Origin of the sequence: Pseudomonas sp. GW456-12-10-14-LB2 (assembly GCF_002884345.1) — a bacterium.
In the GTDB taxonomy this organism is placed as follows: Bacteria; Pseudomonadota; Gammaproteobacteria; order Pseudomonadales; family Pseudomonadaceae; genus Aquipseudomonas; species Aquipseudomonas paraglycinae.
In genome coordinates, this window is the sequence record NZ_POHV01000039.1 from 1 (window position 1) to 18,834 (window position 18,834).

Annotated in this window: 17 protein-coding genes; 12 read left to right on the plus strand and 5 right to left on the minus strand. The window is 61.4% G+C overall.

The genetic code is table 11. The annotated features are described in order from the left end of the window. Positions 1 to 192: 192 nt before the first annotated feature. On the minus strand, positions 193 to 1,686 hold the full coding sequence (locus tag C1X29_RS23170; RefSeq protein ID WP_011332326.1) for a CoA-acylating methylmalonate-semialdehyde dehydrogenase: 1,494 nt from the start codon (positions 1,684 to 1,686) through the stop codon (positions 193 to 195). 76 nt (positions 1,687 to 1,762) lie between these two features. After that, positions 1,763 to 3,112, minus strand: a complete 1,350-nt coding sequence (locus C1X29_RS23175) for an aspartate aminotransferase family protein (RefSeq protein ID WP_102718462.1) — start codon at positions 3,110 to 3,112, stop codon at positions 1,763 to 1,765. A gap of 139 nt (positions 3,113 to 3,251) precedes the next feature. Between C1X29_RS23175 and C1X29_RS23180 the strand changes: the two genes are divergently transcribed. The 6 genes from C1X29_RS23180 to C1X29_RS23205 all read left to right on the plus strand — a co-directional run bounded on the left by C1X29_RS23180 (position 3,252) and on the right by C1X29_RS23205 (position 9,641). Beyond that, positions 3,252 to 4,172 (plus strand): LysR family transcriptional regulator, encoded by a 921-nt coding sequence (locus C1X29_RS23180; RefSeq protein ID WP_007958517.1) that lies wholly within the window; start codon positions 3,252 to 3,254, stop codon positions 4,170 to 4,172. A gap of 95 nt (positions 4,173 to 4,267) precedes the next feature. Then, a complete protein-coding gene (locus C1X29_RS23185; RefSeq protein WP_011332324.1) occupies positions 4,268 to 4,918 on the plus strand; it encodes a TetR/AcrR family transcriptional regulator in 651 nt (216 codons plus the stop codon). 8 nt (positions 4,919 to 4,926) lie between these two features. Further along, entirely contained in the window at positions 4,927 to 5,508 is a 582-nt protein-coding gene (locus C1X29_RS23190; protein ID WP_102718463.1) for a YigZ family protein, read from the plus strand. A gap of 537 nt (positions 5,509 to 6,045) precedes the next feature. Beyond that, a complete protein-coding gene (locus tag C1X29_RS23195) occupies positions 6,046 to 7,596 on the plus strand; it encodes an ABC transporter ATP-binding protein (RefSeq protein ID WP_102718464.1) in 1,551 nt (516 codons plus the stop codon). A gap of 12 nt (positions 7,597 to 7,608) precedes the next feature. Next, positions 7,609 to 8,715 (plus strand): ABC transporter permease, encoded by a 1,107-nt coding sequence (locus C1X29_RS23200; protein ID WP_102688497.1) that lies wholly within the window; start codon positions 7,609 to 7,611, stop codon positions 8,713 to 8,715. After that, complete coding sequence (locus C1X29_RS23205) at positions 8,715 to 9,641, plus strand: ABC transporter permease (RefSeq protein WP_102688498.1); 927 nt, start codon at positions 8,715 to 8,717, stop codon at positions 9,639 to 9,641. The genes C1X29_RS23200 and C1X29_RS23205 overlap by 1 nt, the downstream gene beginning before the upstream one ends. On the opposite strand, the gene C1X29_RS23210 is transcribed toward C1X29_RS23205, so the two are convergent. After that, positions 9,638 to 10,054 carry a hypothetical protein gene (locus tag C1X29_RS23210; protein ID WP_074689713.1) on the minus strand — a complete coding sequence of 139 codons (417 nt, stop codon included), beginning with the start codon at positions 10,052 to 10,054 and terminating at the stop codon, positions 9,638 to 9,640. The genes C1X29_RS23205 and C1X29_RS23210 overlap by 4 nt on opposite strands. Before the next feature lie 83 nt (positions 10,055 to 10,137). On the opposite strand from C1X29_RS23210, the gene C1X29_RS23215 reads away from it, so the two are divergent. The 3 genes from C1X29_RS23215 (at position 10,138) to C1X29_RS23225 (ending at position 12,754) form a co-directional block, all read left to right on the plus strand. After that, positions 10,138 to 10,488, plus strand: a complete 351-nt coding sequence (locus C1X29_RS23215; protein WP_011332318.1) for a MerR family transcriptional regulator — start codon at positions 10,138 to 10,140, stop codon at positions 10,486 to 10,488. 36 nt (positions 10,489 to 10,524) lie between these two features. Then, positions 10,525 to 11,211 (plus strand): SDR family oxidoreductase, encoded by a 687-nt coding sequence (locus tag C1X29_RS23220; protein WP_102718486.1) that lies wholly within the window; start codon positions 10,525 to 10,527, stop codon positions 11,209 to 11,211. A gap of 184 nt (positions 11,212 to 11,395) precedes the next feature. Beyond that, the gene (locus tag C1X29_RS23225; RefSeq protein WP_102718465.1) at positions 11,396 to 12,754 is read left to right on the plus strand and encodes an 8-oxoguanine deaminase; all 1,359 of its coding nucleotides are present in this window, start codon (positions 11,396 to 11,398) and stop codon (positions 12,752 to 12,754) included. Positions 12,755 to 12,876: 122 nt separating this feature from the next. Here C1X29_RS23225 and C1X29_RS23230 read toward each other — a convergent pair whose 3' ends face one another. Next, complete coding sequence (locus tag C1X29_RS23230) at positions 12,877 to 13,968, minus strand: calcium:proton antiporter (protein ID WP_102718466.1); 1,092 nt, start codon at positions 13,966 to 13,968, stop codon at positions 12,877 to 12,879. Between the two features lie 287 nt (positions 13,969 to 14,255). Between C1X29_RS23230 and C1X29_RS23235 the strand changes: the two genes are divergently transcribed. From C1X29_RS23235 to C1X29_RS23245, 3 genes are all read left to right on the plus strand, one after another. Beyond that, the gene (locus tag C1X29_RS23235) at positions 14,256 to 15,329 is read left to right on the plus strand and encodes a BMP family ABC transporter substrate-binding protein (RefSeq protein ID WP_102718467.1); all 1,074 of its coding nucleotides are present in this window, start codon (positions 14,256 to 14,258) and stop codon (positions 15,327 to 15,329) included. Between the two features lie 57 nt (positions 15,330 to 15,386). Beyond that, positions 15,387 to 16,352, plus strand: a complete 966-nt coding sequence (locus C1X29_RS23240; RefSeq protein WP_102718468.1) for a 2-oxoglutarate and iron-dependent oxygenase domain-containing protein — start codon at positions 15,387 to 15,389, stop codon at positions 16,350 to 16,352. An 80-nt stretch (positions 16,353 to 16,432) separates the two neighbouring features. Continuing rightward, the gene (locus tag C1X29_RS23245; protein ID WP_085748592.1) at positions 16,433 to 17,386 is read left to right on the plus strand and encodes an adenosine deaminase; all 954 of its coding nucleotides are present in this window, start codon (positions 16,433 to 16,435) and stop codon (positions 17,384 to 17,386) included. Between the two features lie 49 nt (positions 17,387 to 17,435). Here C1X29_RS23245 and C1X29_RS23250 read toward each other — a convergent pair whose 3' ends face one another. Then, entirely contained in the window at positions 17,436 to 18,815 is a 1,380-nt protein-coding gene (locus C1X29_RS23250; protein WP_102688504.1) for an MFS transporter, read from the minus strand. Between the last annotated feature and the right edge of the window lie 19 nt (positions 18,816 to 18,834).

Consider the following 18,834-nt stretch of genomic DNA (forward strand, 5'->3'; position numbering starts at 1 on the left):
CTTCGAAACCTACTTAACTCATTGAATCTCAAGGAGTTTTCCGTTTCGACTGCGCCGGAAGTGGGGCGAATTATAGAGACTCAGAATTTGCCGTCAACCCTTATTTTCATAAATCTGTCATATCGGTCAAAAAAGCCCCGAAACGCGAAGGCCGACCTTAAAAGGTCGGCCTTCGTTGCACTGCCCTTCTACTTACAAGCTAGGGAAAGCGAATTGCGAAGCCTCATGGCTCGCACGCTGCGGCCAGCGCTGGGTGATCGCCTTGCGACGGGTATAGAAGCGCACACCATCCGGACCATAGGCATGCAGATCGCCGAACAGCGAACGCTTCCAACCACCGAAGCTGTGGTAAGCCACTGGCACCGGCAATGGAACGTTGACGCCGACCATGCCGACTTCGATCTCGTCGCAGAACAGACGCGCCGCTTCACCGTCACGGGTGAAGATGCAAGTGCCGTTGCCGTATTCGTGATCGTTGATCAGTTGCATCGCCTCTTCCAGGCTGTTCACCCGGACGACGCACAGCACCGGCCCGAAGATCTCTTCTTTATAGATGCGCATCTCAGGCGTGACGTTGTCGAACAGGCAGCCACCCAGGAAGAAGCCTTCTTCATGACCGGCAACGCTCAGACCACGACCGTCGACCACCAGGGTCGCGCCCGCTGCCACGCCGTCTTCGACATAACCGCTGACCTTGTCGCGCGCCTGACCGGTGACCAGCGGCCCCATGTCCAGACCGCAAGAAGTGCCGGCACCGATTTTCAGCGCCTTGATCTGTGGAACCAGTTTGGCCACCAGTGCGTCAGCCACCTGATCGCCCACACACACGGCTACCGAAATCGCCATGCAGCGCTCGCCGCAAGAACCGTAAGCCGCGCCCATCAGTGCGCTGACCGCGTTGTCCAGATCCGCATCCGGCATCAGCACCGCGTGGTTCTTCGCGCCGCCCAGTGCCTGCACGCGTTTGCCGCGTTTGGTGCCTTCGGCATAGATGTATTCGGCAATCGGCGTCGAACCCACGAAGCTCAGCGCTTTGACTTCCGGCGCTTCGATCAGCGCGTCCACCGCAGTCTTGTCACCGTGCACCACGCTCAGCACACCTTTCGGCAGACCGGCTTCCAGCAGCAGTTGCGCGATCAGCAGGGTCGAGCTCGGATCACGCTCGGACGGCTTGAGGATGAAGCAGTTGCCGCAAACGATCGCCAGCGGATACATCCACAGCGGCACCATCGCCGGGAAGTTGAACGGGGTGATACCGGCCACCACGCCCAGCGGCTGGAAGTCCGACCAAGCGTCGATGTTCGGGCCGACGTTGCGGCTGTACTCGCCCTTGAGGATTTCCGGCGCTGCGCAGGCGAACTCGACGTTTTCGATACCACGCTTCAGTTCACCGGCAGCGTCTTCCAGGGTCTTGCCGTGTTCTTCGCTGATCAATTGCGCGATGCGCGCTTCGTTCTGCTCCAGCAGTTGCTTGAAACGGAACATCACCTGGGCACGTTTGGCCGGTGGCGTGTTGCGCCAGGCCGGGAACGCAGCCTTGGCGGCGTCGATGGCGTGCTGGATGGTTTCGCGGCTGGCCAGTGGCAGCTTGTGGATAGCCTGACCGGTGGACGGGTTGAACACATCGACCGCGCGACCGTTCTCGGTCACCAGTTCGCCATTGATCAAATGCGGGATAACGCTCATCGGGGAACTCCTGAATTCTTGTGCGCAGACGCCCGGAAGGGCGCCTGCTATTGGCGTATCTATATAGAAGGAAAAATCAGTCGAGCTTGTTCAGCACTTCGCCGACCGCGTCGAACAGACGATCAAGGTCCTGCGGCTTGCTGTTGAAGGTTGGGCCGAACTGCAGGGTGTCGCCACCGAAGCGCACGTAGAACCCGGCTTTCCACAACGCCATGCCGGCTTCGAATGGACGCACGATGGCGTCGCCGTCACGGCCCGCAATCTGGATCGCACCGGCCAGGCCGAAGTTGCGAATGTCGATGACGTTCTTCGCGCCTTTCAGACCATGCAGAGTATTTTCGAAATGCGGTGCGACTTCGGCCACGCTCTGTACCAGGTTTTCCTTTTGCAGCAGGTCGAGTGCCGCGAGACCTGCGGCGCAAGCCACCGGGTGCGCCGAGTAGGTGTAGCCGTGCGGGAATTCCACGGCGTATTCCGGGGTCGGCTGGTTCATGAAGGTCTGGTAGATCTCGGAGCTGGCAATCACCGCGCCCATCGGGATCGCGCCGTTGGTGACTTGCTTGGCGATGCACATCAGGTCCGGGGTCACGCCGAACGTGGTGGCGCCGAACATGGTGCCGGTACGGCCGAACCCGGTAATCACTTCGTCGAATACCAGCAGGATGTTGTGCTGGTCGCAGATTTCACGCAGACGCTTGAGGTAGCCCTGTGGCGGAACCAGCACACCAGCGGAGCCGGCCATCGGCTCAACGAACACCGCTGCGATGTTCGAAGCATCGTGCAGCTCGATCAGTTTCAGCAGCTCATCGGCCAGGGCGATACCACCCTGCTCCGGCATGCCACGGGAGAACGCATTGCTCGCCAGCAGAGTGTGCGGCAGGTGATCGACGTCCATCATCGCCTGACCGAACAGCTTGCGGTTGCCGTTGACGCCACCGAGGCTGGTGCCGGCGATGTTCACGCCGTGGTAGCCACGGGCGCGGCCGATCATTTTGGTCTTGGTCGACTGGCCTTTCAGGCGCCAGTAGGCACGGACCATTTTCACCGCGGTATCGGCGCACTCGGAACCGGAGTCAGTGAAGAACACGTGATTCAGGTTGCCCGGCGTCAGGTCGGTGATTTTCTCCGCCAACTGGAACGACAGCGGGTGGCCGTACTGGAAGCCCGGCGAGTAATCGAGGGTGCCCAACTGCTTGGCCACCGCTTCCTGGATTTCCTTGCGGGTATGCCCGGCGCCGCAGGTCCACAGACCGGACAGCGAGTCGTATACCTTGCGGCCCTTGTCGTCGATCAGCCAGCTGCCTTCGGCACCAACGATCAGGCGCGGGTCGCGCTGGAAGTTGCGGTTGGCGGTGTACGGCATCCAGTGCGCGTCCAGCTTCAGTTGGCTGGCCAGTGGCGACGGCGCGTTTTCAGGCATGTTCATCGGGCAAAACCTCGCAGGGCAATAAGCTTCAGAGAGATAGAAAGCGTTGTTGCAGGTAAATTGCCACGGGGATAAAGTCGGTGAAATTCAACTCTTCTAACCTTCAGTTAGAACTCTGCTAAACAATGAGAACACCAGCATGAGCAGCCGCCGCCCCGATCCACTGGCCCAGGTCAGTGACTTTGACATTCGCCTGCTGCGGATTTTTCGCAGCGTGGTGGAGTGCGGCGGCTTCTCGGCGGCGGAAACCGTGCTCGGCATCGGTCGCTCGGCGATCAGCCAGCAGATGAGTGATCTGGAACAACGTCTCGGCCTGCGTCTGTGCCAACGCGGGCGCGCCGGTTTCTCCCTGACCGAAGAGGGTCGGGAGGTTTACCAGTCGGCGCTGCAGCTGTTGAGTGCACTGGAGAGTTTTCGCACTGAGGTCAACGGCCTGCACCAGCACTTGCGCGGCGAGCTGATCATCGGCCTGACCGACAACCTCGTCACCCTGCCCCACATGCGCATCACCCACGCGCTCGCGCAATTGAAGGAGCGCGGGCCGGACGTGCAGATCCAGATCCGCATGATCGCCCCCAACGAAGTCGAACAAGGCGTACTCGACGGACGCCTGCATGTCGGCGTGGTGCCGCAGGCCAGCGCGTTGTCGGGACTGGAATACCAACCGCTGTACAGCGAACGTTCGCTTCTCTACTGCGCAGTTGGTCATCCTTTGTTTTACGTCGACGATAAACAGCTGGATGACGAGCGCTTGAACAGTCAGGACGCCATCGCCCCGACCTTCCGTTTGCCGGCAGAGATCCAGGCGCACTATCAGGCCCTCAATTGCACCGCCAGCGCTTCCGACCGCGAAGGCATGGCGTTCCTGATTCTGACCGGGCGTTACATCGGCTACCTGCCGGATCACTACGCCAGTCTCTGGGTTCAACAAGGTCGCTTGCGCGCACTCAAGGCCAGCACCCGTTTCTATGATTTGAGCCTGGCTTCGGTCACCCGCAAGGGCCGCCGCCCTCATCTGGTACTGGAAAGCTTTCTCGAAAGCCTCGCAGCCACCCGCTGACGACCGGGGTTTTATTCGCCCGGGGCTTGTCCCGCGCCGGTGGTTGCGCTATCAACGCAACTGGTTGCACCCCACAGACCAACCCGGAAGTGCCTATGACCTTTGAAGTCCCCGCTCACGGCGGCAAACCTGCCAGCCGCATTCGTCAGAAGAACGAAGAGACCATCATCAAAGCCGCCGAAGACGAGTTCGCCCGTCACGGGTACAAAGGCACGAGCATGAACACCATCGCCACCAAGGCCGGACTGCCCAAGGCGAATCTGCATTACTACTTCACCAACAAACTGGGACTGTACGTGGCGGTGCTGAGCAACATCCTTCAATTGTGGGACAGCACCTTCAACACCCTGACGGCCGAGGACGATCCGGCCGAAGCGCTGACCCGCTACATCCGAGCGAAAATGGAATTCTCCCGTCGCCAGCCGCAAGCATCGCGGATCTTTGCGATGGAAGTGATCAGCGGCGGCGAATGCCTGACCGAATATTTCAACCAGGATTACCGCGCCTGGTTCCAGGGCCGCGCCGGGGTGTTCCAGGCCTGGATCGACGCGGGCAAGATGGACCCGGTCGACCCGGTGCACTTGATCTTCCTGTTGTGGGGCAGCACCCAGCATTACGCCGACTTCGCCACCCAGATCTGCCGCGTGACCGGTCGCAGCAAGTTGACCAAACAGGACATGGAAGACGCCGGCAACAATCTGATCCGCATCATCCTCAAAGGCTGCGGCCTCACTTCTTCTATATAAGTCGTTTTATGCCATTCACCCTCAGCGGCTTTTGCGAATTCCGCGAAGAGATTCGCAAAAGCCGTTTCATCACCTTCGCCGCGCCGATCGGCAGCCCCGCTGAGGCGCAAGCCTTCATCGAGCAGCACAGCGACTTGAACGCTTCGCACAATTGCTGGGCGTGGAAGCTAGGCGATCAATACCGCAGCAACGACGACGGTGAACCCGGCGGCACTGCCGGGCGACCGATTCTCGCGGCCATCGAAGCGCAGGACTGCGATCAGGTCGCGGTGCTGGTGATCCGTTGGTACGGCGGCATTCAACTGGGCACCGGCGGTCTGGCCCGGGCCTATGGCGGCGGCGCCAACAAATGCCTGCAGGCAGCGCCGAAGATCGAGTTGATCAGTCGCGTGCCCGTGCGTTGCGCCTGCGCCTTTGGCGAACTGGCGCTGGTTAAACTGCGGGTCGCGGATCTGGGCGGATTGGTGGTCGAGGAAAACTTCACCGCCAATGGTGTCGAGCTGCAACTGGCCGTGGGTGAAGCGCACATCGAGCAGTTGCAGAATCAGTTGGCCGATCTGAGCCGTGGGCGAATCCTGCTGCAGCGTTGAAGCCCCGCCATTTTTTAGGGCACAAGCCGATTTGCTTATACCCGAGACTTGCCCACATCCGCTGTGCACCCGGCTGTGGATAACCTGAGCACAGGAGGCTGTAACCCTTCTGTCACGTGGCTTTGCGGGATTTGCTCACTTTTCGTCCAATCGCCCATCACAACGAACAATTTCACGTAAAAACAATCGCTTAGCGTTGTTTATCGCTTTTAGAAGAAAGCCCGGCAGTGCTTATGCCCGCGATTTTGTCTTGCGCACAAATACTGTGGAGCAACCTGTGGATAAGCCGTTCATGGCTGGCGCAGTCGCAGGTTCTGCATGGCTTTGGCGAGGTTGTTCGTTTTTTGATCAGCCCGGTGCGGGCAAAACTGGAGCCTGATCAAAGGCTTTGCCCTCAAGTGGTGCCGCGCAAGACGTCGAATTCATTTCACAGGCTCTACGCCACAGGCTGGCAAACAGCAGTCGCCTGCGTTCCTGACTCAATGGCCAGGAAATTGCTTTATCCACAGGCACAACTCCAAGCGACCCGAGCCTGTCATGCCAAACCCCACGTCCACACCGCGCCTGCAACTGCGCCACATCAGCAAACGTTATCCCGGTTGCCTCGCCAATGACGCCATCGACCTGAGCATCGCCCCCGGTGAAATCCACGCGCTGCTCGGTGAAAACGGTGCAGGCAAAAGCACGTTGATGAAGATCATCTACGGCGTCACCCAGGCCGATTCGGGCGAGATGCTGTGGCAGGGTCAACCGGTGAGCATGCGCAATCCGGCCCAGGCGCGGCAGTTGGGCATCGGCATGGTGTTCCAGCACTTCTCGCTGTTCGAGACTTTGAGCGTGGCGCAAAACATTGCATTGGCGATGGGTGCAGCGGCCGGTTCGCCGAAACAGCTTGAGGCGAAAATCCGTGAAGTGTCGCGCCGATATGGCATGGCGCTGGAACCCCAGCGACTTGTCCACAGCCTGTCGATCGGCGAGCGGCAACGAGTCGAGATCGTTCGTTGCCTGATGCAGGACATTCGCCTGCTGATTCTCGATGAGCCGACCTCGGTGCTCACGCCGCAGGAAGCCGACGAGTTGTTCATCACCCTGCGCCGGCTCGCGGCCGAGGGCTGCAGCATTCTGTTCATCAGCCACAAACTCGGCGAGGTGCGCGCCTTGTGCCACAGCGCCACGGTATTGCGTGGTGGCCGAGTGGCCGGGCATTGCGTACCGGCCGACTGCACTGATCGGCAACTGGCGCAATTGATGGTGGGAGAAGCCGCGACATTGATCGGCGAGTTCACGAAGGTCACCGGTGGCGTGGCGTTCTTGCAGGTCAGTGGATTGAACTGGCACAACCCGGATCCGTTCGGCTGCTCCCTGAGCGACATCGATCTGCAGGTGCGCAGCGGTGAAATCGTCGGCATCGCCGGCGTGGCGGGCAACGGTCAGGACGAGTTACTCGCCTTGCTCAGCGGCGAACAAACGTTGCCCCGCGAATCAGCGGCAACCATCCGTTTCCGAGAACACCCCGTCGCCGATCGGCGCCCGGATGCGCGACGCAAACTCGGCCTGGCGTTCGTCCCCGCCGAACGCCTCGGGCATGGCGCGGTGCCGGACATGAGCCTGGCGGACAACGCCCTGCTCACCGCTTTTCAACAAGGCCTGGTCAGCCACGGCTTGATAGAGCGCGGCAAGGTCGAAACCCTCGCCCGAACGATCATCCAGCGCTTCGGCGTGAAAACCCCGGACACCCAGACCGCCGCCCGCAGCCTGTCCGGCGGCAACCTGCAGAAATTCATCCTCGGCCGGGAAATCCTCCAGCAACCGAAACTGCTGATCGCCGCGCACCCGACCTGGGGCGTGGATGTCGGCGCGGCGGCCACCATCCACCGCGCGCTGATTGCCCTGCGCGATGCCGGGGCGGCGATTCTGGTGATCTCCGAAGACCTCGACGAACTGTTCCAGATCAGCGACCGCCTCGGCGCGCTGTGCGGCGGGCGCCTGTCAGCGTTGCAGGACACGGCGCTGACCCGCCTCAGCGACGTCGGCGGCTGGATGGCCGGCCAGTTCGACACCCCTCAATCACAACCGGCCACGGTTTAACGGAGTTTTCCCATGTTGCTTTCCCTCGAACCCCGTGGCCGGCAGTCGCGCCTGATGCTGTGGTGCTCGCCGGTGCTGGCGGCGGCGCTGACGCTGGTCTGCGGATCTTTGCTGTTCGTCGCCCTTGGCCATGATCCGCTGAAGACTTTGCACACCTTGTTGATCGCCCCGATCAGTGACCTGTACGGCGTCTCCGAGCTGCTGGTCAAAACCCTGCCGATTCTGTTGTGTGCGTTGGGCCTCGCAGTGGCCTATCAGGCGCGGATCTGGAACATCGGCGCCGAAGGCCAATTGCTGCTCGGCGCCCTCGCCGGCAGTGCGCTGGCGGTGAACATCATCGATGTGCAAAGCCGTTGGGCGCTGGTGCTGATCCTGCTGACTGGCACGTTCGCCGGCGCCGCGTGGGCCGGCCTCACCGCCTGGTTGCGCACGCGCTTCAACGCCAACGAAATCCTCACCAGCATCATGCTCAATTACATCGCGCTGAACCTGCTGCTGTTCTGCGTACACGGGCCGCTGAAGGATCCGGCCGGGTTCAACTTTCCCGAGTCGGCAATGTTCAGCGATGCCAGCCGCCTGCCGCTGTTGATGGAGGACGGTCGGGCACACATCGGCGTGTATTTCGCCTTGCTCGCATTGGTCGCGGTGTGGGTATTGCTGCAAAAAAGCTTCGTCGGTTTCCAGATCAAGGTGCTGGGCCTGGACAAGCGTGCGGCAGGTTTTGTCGGGTTTCGCGAGAAACGTCTGATCTGGCTCGCACTGCTGATCAGCGGAGGATTGGCGGGGCTTGCCGGTGTCTGCGAAGTCACCGGGCCGATCGGCCAACTGGTGCCGCAGGTCTCGCCGGGCTACGGCTATGCGGCGATCACTGTGGCGTTTCTCGGGCGGCTCAATCCGATCGGTATTCTGTTTTCCAGCCTGTTGATGGCGCTGCTGTACATCGGTGGCGAGAGCGCACAGATGACGCTGAATCTGCCGCAGGCGATCACTCAGCTGTTCCAGGGAATGATGCTGTTTTTTCTGCTGGCCTGTGACGTGCTGATCCTCTATCGGCCACGCCTGAACCTGCGCTGGGTGCGGCGCACTTCTACCACCGCCGTAACCGCCGGAGCGCTGTGATGGATATCGATCTGCTGAGCAATATTTTCTATGCCATGGTGCGCTGCGGTACGCCATTGCTGTTGGTGGCGCTGGGTGAGCTGATCTGCGAGAAGAGCGGCGTACTCAACCTCGGTCAGGAAGGCATGATGCTGTTTGGCGCGGTGATCGGTTTCATCGTCGCGTTCAACAGTGGCAACCTGTGGCTCGGTGTGGCGCTGGCGATGCTAGCCGGGATGCTGTTGTCATCGCTGTTTGCGCTGGTGGCGCTGGTGTTCAACGCCAATCAGGTGGCAACCGGGCTGGCGCTGACGATTTTTGGCGTGGGCCTGTCGACCTTTGTCGGCGCGGCGTGGGTCGGCAAACCGCTGGCGGGATTCGAGCCGCTGGCGATTCCATTCTTGAGTGAAATCCCGCTGATCGGCCGCATGCTGTTTGCCCAGGACCTGCTGGTTTACCTGTCATTCGCGCTGTTTGCGCTGGTGGCGTGGGTGATCGTGAAAAGCCGTGTCGGGCTGATCGTTCAAGCGGTCGGCGAGAACCCGGATGCGGCCAGTGCCATGGGTTTGCCGGTGCTGACCGTGCGCACACTGGCGGTATTGTTCGGCGGGGCGATGGCCGGACTGGCCGGCGCTTATCTGTCGCTGGCGTACACGCCGATGTGGGCCGAGAACATGACCGCCGGACGCGGCTGGATAGCGCTGGCGCTGGTGGTGTTCGCCAGTTGGCGGGTGTGGCGATTGCTGCTCGGCGCGTATCTGTTCGGACTCGCCAGCATCCTGCACCTGGTGGCGCAGGGGTTGGGGCTGGCGATTCCTTCGAGTCTGCTGGCGATGTTGCCGTACGTCGCGACGATTCTGGTGCTGGTGTTGTTGTCGCGGGATGCGCTGCGTACGCGGTTGTATGCGCCGGTGTCACTGGGGCAGCCGTGGCAGGCCGGGCGCTAAGCCGTTACAGCTCGCGACAGCGGCCGGACCGGCAACGCCTGAGCGATGCCCCACGCCACTTCGAGAACCAGGAAACCCACCACCAACGAGCTGGCGCCGTGGGCCAGGGCATACGTCATCCACGCGGCGAACAGAAACCGCGTCACCGCGTCATAGCGCCCATAAACCGGCTGCGGATCACGAATCCGCAGCACCGCCCACATGCACACCACCGAACCGAACAAATTGGCTATCAACAGATGCGCAGGTTCGAACGGCGGCAGCTCGCCGGGCAGCTCCAGCGCCTGACTGAGCGCCGTCAGCAACCCATGCAGTACAGCAAAACTCCACGGCGTGACAAACGCCGCCGTCACGATCAAGTCATACCAGGCGCTGCCGCGCACCACCTGCCGATACTGCGTTGAAGTCCACATCATCCTTGCTCCGAAAATTCAGGGAGCAACTACGGTAAAGCCTGGAGTATGCTCCAGGGTCAAACACTTTCGAGACCTGCAAGATGCGCATCGGTGAGTTAGCCCAGGCCTGCGATGTCAGCCGTGACACGCTGCGTTTTTACGAGGAGCGCGGATTGATCGCGGCGCAACGCAGCGCCAACGGTTATCGCGACTATCCGCCGGAGATGGTGCAACTGGTGCTCTATATCAAAACGGCGCAACGTCTGGGCTTTACCCTTGGCGAGATTGGCAACAGCGTTGGCGCGTTGTGGCACTCGCCAAACCCCGACACCACCGTCACGCAACTGCTGCAAGACAAACTCAAGCTGGTCGAAACCCGCATGGCCGAGCTCGGTGAGTTGCGCCAGGAATTGCAACATCGGCTCGGTCAACGTTGTCCATTGAACCCGTGATCTTTCAACCTTCTAGGAAAGCCAATCATGTCCGCACTGAATCCTGCCAAGCACGCACTGATCATCGGCGCCTCCCGGGGCCTGGGCCTGGGTCTGGTGAAAACCCTGCTGGCCGACGGCTGGCAAGTCACCGCCACGGTTCGCAATCCTTCCAACGCCGAGGCTCTCGAAGCACTGGGCAACGTGCAAATCGAAAAACTCGACATGGACGACCAGCAAGCGGTGATCGCCCTGAGCCAGAAGCTCAAGGGCGAGACCTTTGACCTGCTGTTCGTCAACGCCGGGGTCAAAGGCCCTGACGTGCAAACTCCGGGCGGCGCGACGCTGGCGGAAGTCGGTCAGTTGTTCTTCACCAACGCGGTGGCACCGATCAATCTGGCCCAGCGCTTTGTCGGGCAGATCCGCGACGGCAGCGGCGTGCTGGCGTTCATGAGTTCGGTGCTCGGCAGTGTGACCATGCCCGACGCGCCGGAACTGGCGCTGTACAAGGCCAGCAAGGCGGCGCTGAACTCGATGACCAACAGCTTCGTCACGCAGTTGGGCGAGCAGAAACTCACGGTGCTGTCGCTGCATCCGGGCTGGGTGAAAACCGACATGGGCGGCGAAGGTGCCGACATCGACGTGGAGACCAGCACCCGTGGCCTGGTGGATCAGGTGGACGCGTTTGCCGGCAAGGGCGGCCATCATTTCGTGAACTACAAGGGTGAAACCATTCCCTGGTAATCACTGAACCCTGTGGGGGGCTTGCCCCCGCAGGGTTATCCCGGTGTCTGGTCGGGTTGGGCTTGCCCGTCGCAACATTTTGTTCGAAACTCCGCACCTCGCCCCTCGCGGCGACCCTGGATCAGCAGACAGGGCAACACTGAGCTGGCAACCCTGAACCCCACTTTCAGAGGAGCCGGCCACAATGCCTGCGACCCGTATCTGGTTAAAAAATCCCCTCGCCATTTTCACGGCCAACGGTCTCGATGCCCGTGGCGGTCTGGTGCTGCAAGACGGTGTGATCACCGAAGTGCTCGGCGCCGGCCAGCAACCTTCCGCCCCATGCAATGAAGTGTTCGACGCCCGTGAACACGTGATCCTGCCGGGCCTGATCAACACCCATCACCACTTCTATCAGACCCTGACCCGCGCCTGGGCGCCGGTGGTCAATCAGCCGTTGTTCCCGTGGCTGAAAACCCTCTACCCGGTGTGGGCGGGCCTGACGCCTGAAAAACTCGCCCTCGCCACCAAAGTCGCGCTGGCCGAGTTGCTGTTGTCGGGTTGCACCACCGCCGCCGACCACCATTACCTGTTCCCGGATGGTCTGGAAAACGCCATCGACGTGCAAGTCGAAAGCGTGCGCGAACTGGGCATGCGCGCCATGCTCACCCGAGGTTCGATGAGCCTCGGCGAGAAGGACGGCGGCCTGCCTCCGCAGCAGACCGTGCAGGAAGGCCAGGTGATTCTCGACGACAGCCATCGCCTGATTCACGAGTACCACGAACGTGGCGACGGCGCGCAAATCCAGATCGCCCTGGCACCGTGCTCGCCGTTCTCGGTGACCCCGGAAATCATGTCCGCCAGCGCCGAACTGGCGAACAAACTTGATGTGCGTCTGCACACCCACCTCGCCGAAACCCTCGACGAAGAAGACTTCTGCCTGCAACGCTTCGGCCTGCGCACCGTGGATTATCTGGACAGCGTCGGCTGGCTCGGCCCGCGCACGTGGCTGGCCCACGGCATACACTTCAACCCCGACGAAATCGCCCGTCTCGGCGCGGCGGGCACCGGTATCTGCCATTGCCCGAGCTCGAACATGCGTCTGGCGTCCGGCATCTGCCCGAGCATCGAACTGACCGATGCCGGCGCGTTGTTCGGTATCGGTGTGGATGGTTCGGCGTCCAACGATGCGTCGAACATGATCCTCGAAGCGCGTCAGGCTCTGTACATCCAGCGCCTGCGCTATGGCGCCGAAAAGATCACTCCGGAACGTGTGCTGGGCTGGGCGACCAAGGGTTCGGCGAGCCTGTTGGGCCGTACCGATATCGGTGAACTGGCGGTGGGCAAGCAGGCGGATCTGGCGTTGTTCAAGCTCGATGAGCTGCGTTTCTCCGGCAGCCATGACCCGATCTCGGCGCTGCTGTTGTGCGGCGCAGACCGCGCGGATCGCGTGATGGTCGGCGGCAAGTGGCGTGTGGTTGACGGGCAGGTTGAAGGGCTGGATCTCAAAGGCCTGATTGCCGATCACAGCCAGGCGGCTCGGCAGTTGATTGCCGGCACCTGATCTCCCCCCCTCTGATCGTTCCCACGCTCCGCGTGGGAATGCATAACGGGACGCTCTGCGTTCCAGCGTTGGACGCGGAGCGTCCCTTGCGGCATTCCCACGCAGAGCGTGGGAACGATCAATCACAACCCCAGCAGCGACAACATGATGAACGTCGCAAACAGCACAAAGTGGGTCATGCCCTCAATGGCATTGGTCTCGCCGTCATTGAGGTTGATCGCGCTGACGATCAGCGTGATGAAGATCATCACCGTCTGCACCGGCGTCATCGCCATCTGAAACGGCTGCCCCGTGTAGAGCGCCATCGCTTCCATCACCGGCACCGTCAGGATCACCGTCGATAACGAAGCACCCATCGCAATGTTGACCACCGACTGCATGCGGTTGGCCAACGCCGCGCGTAACGCAGTCAGAATCTCCGGCGCCGCCGAAATCGCCGCCACCAGAATCGCCGTGATCACCGGCGGTGCGCCCGTCCCTTCCAGGCCCAGATCGAGGGTCTTGGACATCACCTCGGCCAGTGCGCCGATCACCACCACACCGAACACCAGAATGCCGATCGACAGCGCCAGGCTGACCGGTTTCGGCTCTTGTTCCACGGGCTCTTTCTTGCGACGTTTGTCCGGGTAGCTGTAGCTGAAAAAGTAGCTGTGCGGCCCGACCTGCATGCGCAGGAACAACGCATAAAGCAGCACCATCGCGCCGATGGTGAAGGCCGAATAGATTTTCCAGTTGGCCTCGGGGATGAACTCCGGCACCACCATCGACACGCCCATGGCGGTGAGGATCATCACGCTGTAGCTGCGGGCCGAGTCATCGTTGTAGGACTGCTCACCATGCTTGATCCCGCCCATCAGCGCGGCGAGGCCGAGGATGCCGTTGATGTCGAGCATCACCGCCGAATAGATCGTGTCGCGCACCAGGGTCGGCGAGGCTTCGTTGCTCATCATGATCGCCAGAATCACCACTTCCACCAGCACGGCGGCCAGGGTCAGGATCATCGTGCCGTACGGGTCGCCGACTTTTTCCGCGAGCAATTCGGCCTGATGGGCGACGCGCATCGAGGCGGCGACGATGAACGCAATCAGCACCAGCCCGGCCGTCAGCGCGACGATCTGGCCGCTGTGCAGCAGCCAGTGCTCCAGCGGATACGCAACACAGGTGGCAATGACGGCCAACAGCAGAAAGCTTTCTTGCTTGAGGATGGTGAACATGACGGGCCTTTTTGCCGAATAGTGCGAATGAGCTACTGACTGCGGGGCGGCGCTAACGTTTCGTTACACCTTAGCGCACCAGTGGATGGCGTCCTTGTACGGACATGCACTTTTTTCGGCCCGGCCGGCCTCATCGCGAGCAGGCTCGCTCCCACTGATCAACGTGTTGCCACATGGGAGCGAGCTTGCTCGCGAAGGCCCCGCCGCGATTTCGACTCGATTTGTTGTCCGCTTGGTCAGTCTTTTGCATTGCCCTCCCCACACACAACAAAAGGGAGTTCGCGTTCATGCAAAAACGTCCACTGCAAACACTGCTGTGCATCGCCATGGGCCTTGGCCTCAGCCTGAGCGCCAGTGCCGCCGATCCACTGAAAGTCGGTTTCGTCTACATCGGCCCCATCGGCGACCACGGCTGGACGTATCAGCATGAACAGGGGCGCAAGGCGCTGGCGGAAAAACTCGGCACGCAGATCACCACCAACTACGTGGAAAATGTCGCCGAAGGCGCCGACGCCGAGCGGGTGATCCGCAACATGGCCAAGGACAATTACGACCTGATCTTCACCACCTCTTTCGGCTACATGAACCCAACGGTGAAAGTCGCCAAACAGTTTCCCAAGGTGACCTTCGAACACGCCACCGGCTACAAGCAGGACAAGAACCTCGGCACCTATCTCGCGCGCACCTACGAGGGCCGTTACGTCGGTGGCTTCCTCGCGGCGAAGATGACCAAGACCAAAAAGATCGGTTACGTCGCCTCGTTCCCGATCCCCGAAGTGATCCGCGACATCAACGCCATCCAGCTGGCCTTGAACAAGTACAACCCCGGCACCGAGATCAAAGTGGTATGGGTCAACTCGTGGTTCGATCCCGGCAAAGAGGCCGATGCCGCCAACGCGCTGATCGATCAGGGCGTGGACGTGGTGTTCCAGCACACCGACAGCCCGGCGCCGATCCAGGCCGCCGAGCGACGCGGTGTGTATGCCGTGGGCTACGCTTCGGACATGGCGCACTTCGGGCCGAAAGCGGTGCTGACCTCGATCGTCAACGACTGGGCGCCGCACTACATTCAGGCGACCCAGAGCGTGATCGACCACACCTGGAAAGCCCAGGACTACTGGGGCGGGTTGAAGGAAGGCACGGTCGAACTGCCGATCAGCGATCTGGTGCCGGCACCGGTGAAGGCCGAAGCCGAGCAGATCATCGCCGACATCAAGAGCGGTGCGCTGCAACCGTTCACCGGGCCGATCAAGGATCAGACCGGCGTCGAGAAAATCCCGGCGGGGGTCAGCGCTACCAACGCCGAACTGGCGTCGATGAATTACTACGTCGAAGGCATGAAGGCCGAGATGCCGAAGTAACCACCTGACCCTGACCGCTCCTCCCTGGATGGGAGCGGTCGCTGAAGAGCATTCGAAATGAACCAACTTCCGATCATCGACATCTCGCCGCTCTACTCCGACGACCAGAACGCCTGGCCGGCCGTCGCCGAACAGATCGACCACGCCTGCCGCGAATGGGGCTTCTTCTACATCAAGGGCCACCCGATTTCTGCGCAGCGCATCGAATCCCTGCTCGATCACGCCCGGCACTTCTTCGCGCTGCCGAGCGCGGAAAAACTCAAGATCGACATCACCCAGACCGTCCATCACCGAGGCTACGGCGCCATCGCCACCGAACAACTCGACCCGGACAAACCCAGCGACCTCAAGGAAACCTTCGACATGGGCCTGCACCTGCCGGCCAATCATCCCGAGGTACTGGCAGAAAAACCCTTGCGCGGTCCCAACCGTCATCCGGCCGTTCCCGGCTGGGAAACGTTGATGGAACAGCACTACCTCGACATGCAAGCGCTTGCGCAAACCCTGCTGCGGGCCATGACTCTGGCGCTGGGCATCGAGCGCGACTTCTTCGACACGCGCTTCAACGAGCCGGTCAGCGTGCTGCGAATGATTCACTACCCGCCGCGCCACACCGCCAGTTCCGCCGAACAGCAAGGTGCCGGGGCGCACACCGATTACGGCTGCATCACGTTGTTGTATCAGGACGCGGCCGGCGGCTTGCAGGTGAAAAACGTCAAAGGCCAGTGGATCGACGCACCGCCCATCGACGGCACGTTCGTGGTCAACCTTGGCGACATGATGGCGCGCTGGAGCAACGACCGTTATCGCTCGACTCCGCACCGGGTGATCAGCCCGCTCGGCGTGGATCGCTACTCGATGCCGTTCTTCGCCGAACCGCACCCGGACACCCGCATCGAGTGCCTGCCCGGTTGCCAGGACGCACACCATCCGGCGAAATATCCGACCACCACCTGCGCCGAATTCCTGCTGTCGCGCTTCGCCGATACCTACGCCTATCGCCGGGAGCAAGAAGCGGTGTGATGGATCGGTTGGTCAGGTTTTGCCAATTGTTTCGGCGGGCATCTGTAGAATGCCGTCATTGCACCTGATGAGAAAAGAATATGTACGACTGGCTCAACGCCCTGCCCAAGGCCGAACTGCACCTGCACCTCGAAGGCTCGCTGGAGCCCGAACTGCTGTTCGCCCTGGCCGAACGCAACAAGATCGCCCTGCCGTGGAGCGACGTCGAAACCCTGCGCAAGGCTTACGCCTTCAACAACCTGCAGGAATTCCTCGACCTGTATTACCAGGGCGCCGACGTGCTGCGCACCTCCCAGGATTTCTACGACCTGACCTGGGCCTACCTGCTGCGCTGCAAAGAACAGAACGTGATCCACACCGAACCGTTCTTCGATCCGCAGACCCACACCGACCGTGGCATCCCGTTCGAAGTGGTGCTCAACGGCATCGCCGCCGCGCTGAAGGACGGCGAGCAGCAACTGGGCATCACCAGCGGTCTGATCCTGAGCTTCCTGCGCCACCTGAGCGAAGACGAAGCACAGAAAACCCTCGATCAGGCGCTGCCGTTCCGTGACGCGTTTGTCGCCGTAGGTCTGGACAGTTCCGAAATGGGTCACCCGCCGAGCAAGTTCCAGCGCGTGTTCGATCGTGCCCGTCACGAAGGTTTCCTGACCGTCGCCCACGCTGGCGAAGAAGGTCCGCCGGAGTACATTTGGGAAGCCATCGACCTGCTGAAAATCCAGCGTATCGACCATGGCGTGCGCGCCATCGAAGACGAGCGCCTGATGCAGCGGATCATCGACGAGCAGATCCCGCTGACCGTATGCCCGCTGTCGAACACCAAGCTCTGCGTGTTCGATCACATGTCGCAGCACAACATCCTCAACATGCTCGAGCGTGGCGTGAAGGTCACGGTGAACTCCGATGACCCGGCGTACTTCGGCGGTTACGTGACCGAGAACTTCCACGCGCTGCACACTCACCTGGGCATGACCCAGGATCAGGCCAAGCGCCTGGCGCAGAACAGCCTGGATGCGCGGTTGGTAAAACCGTAACAGTACAAAGCCGTTCGAACACGCCCGTGTTCGAACGGCTTTTCAGGTCTCAGCGCACAACTGCTTCAGTCAGCTCTTCCAACGTCTTGCCCCGGGTCTCCATCCCGAACAGCCACACCACTCCCGCTGCAATCGCAAAGCACAGCGCCCCCAACGCAAACACCCCGCCCTGCCCGGTGATCGGGAACACCAGCCCGGTGACCAACGGACCGAGCAACGACCCCACGCGCCCGATGGCCGAGGCGAACCCCGAGCCCGTCGCCCGCGCCGAGGTCGGATACAGTTCCGGCGTGTAGGTGTAGAGCACCGCCCACATGCCGAACAGGAAAAACTGCATCAACAGGCCCGTGCCGATCAGCAGCGCCACGTTGCCGCCAAACACCGCGCTTTGTCCGTACAGAAACGCCATCACCCCGCCGCCGAGCAACGTGACGATGCACACCGGCTTGCGTCCCCAACGTTCCACCAGCCAGGCCGCCATCAGGAAGCCGGGAATCCCGCCGAGGGAAATCAGCACCGTGTAATACACCGACTGCGTCACGGCGAAACCCGACTGTTGCAACAACGCACTGAGCCAGGACGTCAGACCGTAAAAGCCGAGCAACGCAAAGAACCACAGGCTCCAGATCATCGTCGTGCGCTGGCGATACAGCGGTGACCAGATCTGTTTGAGTGCCGAAAGGAAATGGCCCGGCGGGGACACGCTGCGTGGCAGACGAACCGGCTCCGGCAATGCAGCACCACCGAGTGAGGCCTGTACCCGCGCCTCGATCCCGCGCAACACTTTGTCCGCCGCGTCATGCTTGCCGGCCTGTTCCAGCCAGCGCGGCGACTCGGGAATGAAAAAGCGGATCGCCAGCACGAACACTGCCGGCACCGCCAGCACCAGAAAGATGTCGCGCCAGCCAATCAACGGCAGCAGGAAATACGACAGCACGCCCGCCGCGACGAAACCCAGCGGCCAGAAACCGTCCATCAAGGCGATGTAACGACCCCGACGCTGTGCAGGAATCAACTCCGACAACATCGACTGGGCAATCGGAAACTCCATACCCATGCCGATTCCCAGCAGGATGCGAAACAGCGTCAGGCTCTCGACCGTCTGCGCCGTGGAACACAGGTAACTGGCCAGTCCCCACAAGACGATGCTCCACTGGAACACCGGTTTGCGGCCGAACCGATCCGCCAGCAATCCGGACAGCGACGCCCCCAGCACCATGCCGAAAAAACTCGAACTGGCCAGCAGGCCAGCCTGCGCACTGCTCAGGCCGAACTCGGCTTTGATCGAGCCGAGCAGGAAGGTCATCATCGCCAGATCCATGGAGTCGAAAAAAAACGCCAGGGCGATGATGATGAAGATGATCCGGTGATAACCGCTGACTGGCAGGCGCTCCAGTCGATCTGCCGCGCTGAAGTTTCCCGTGTCCATGCCACCTCCTCAATCCGAA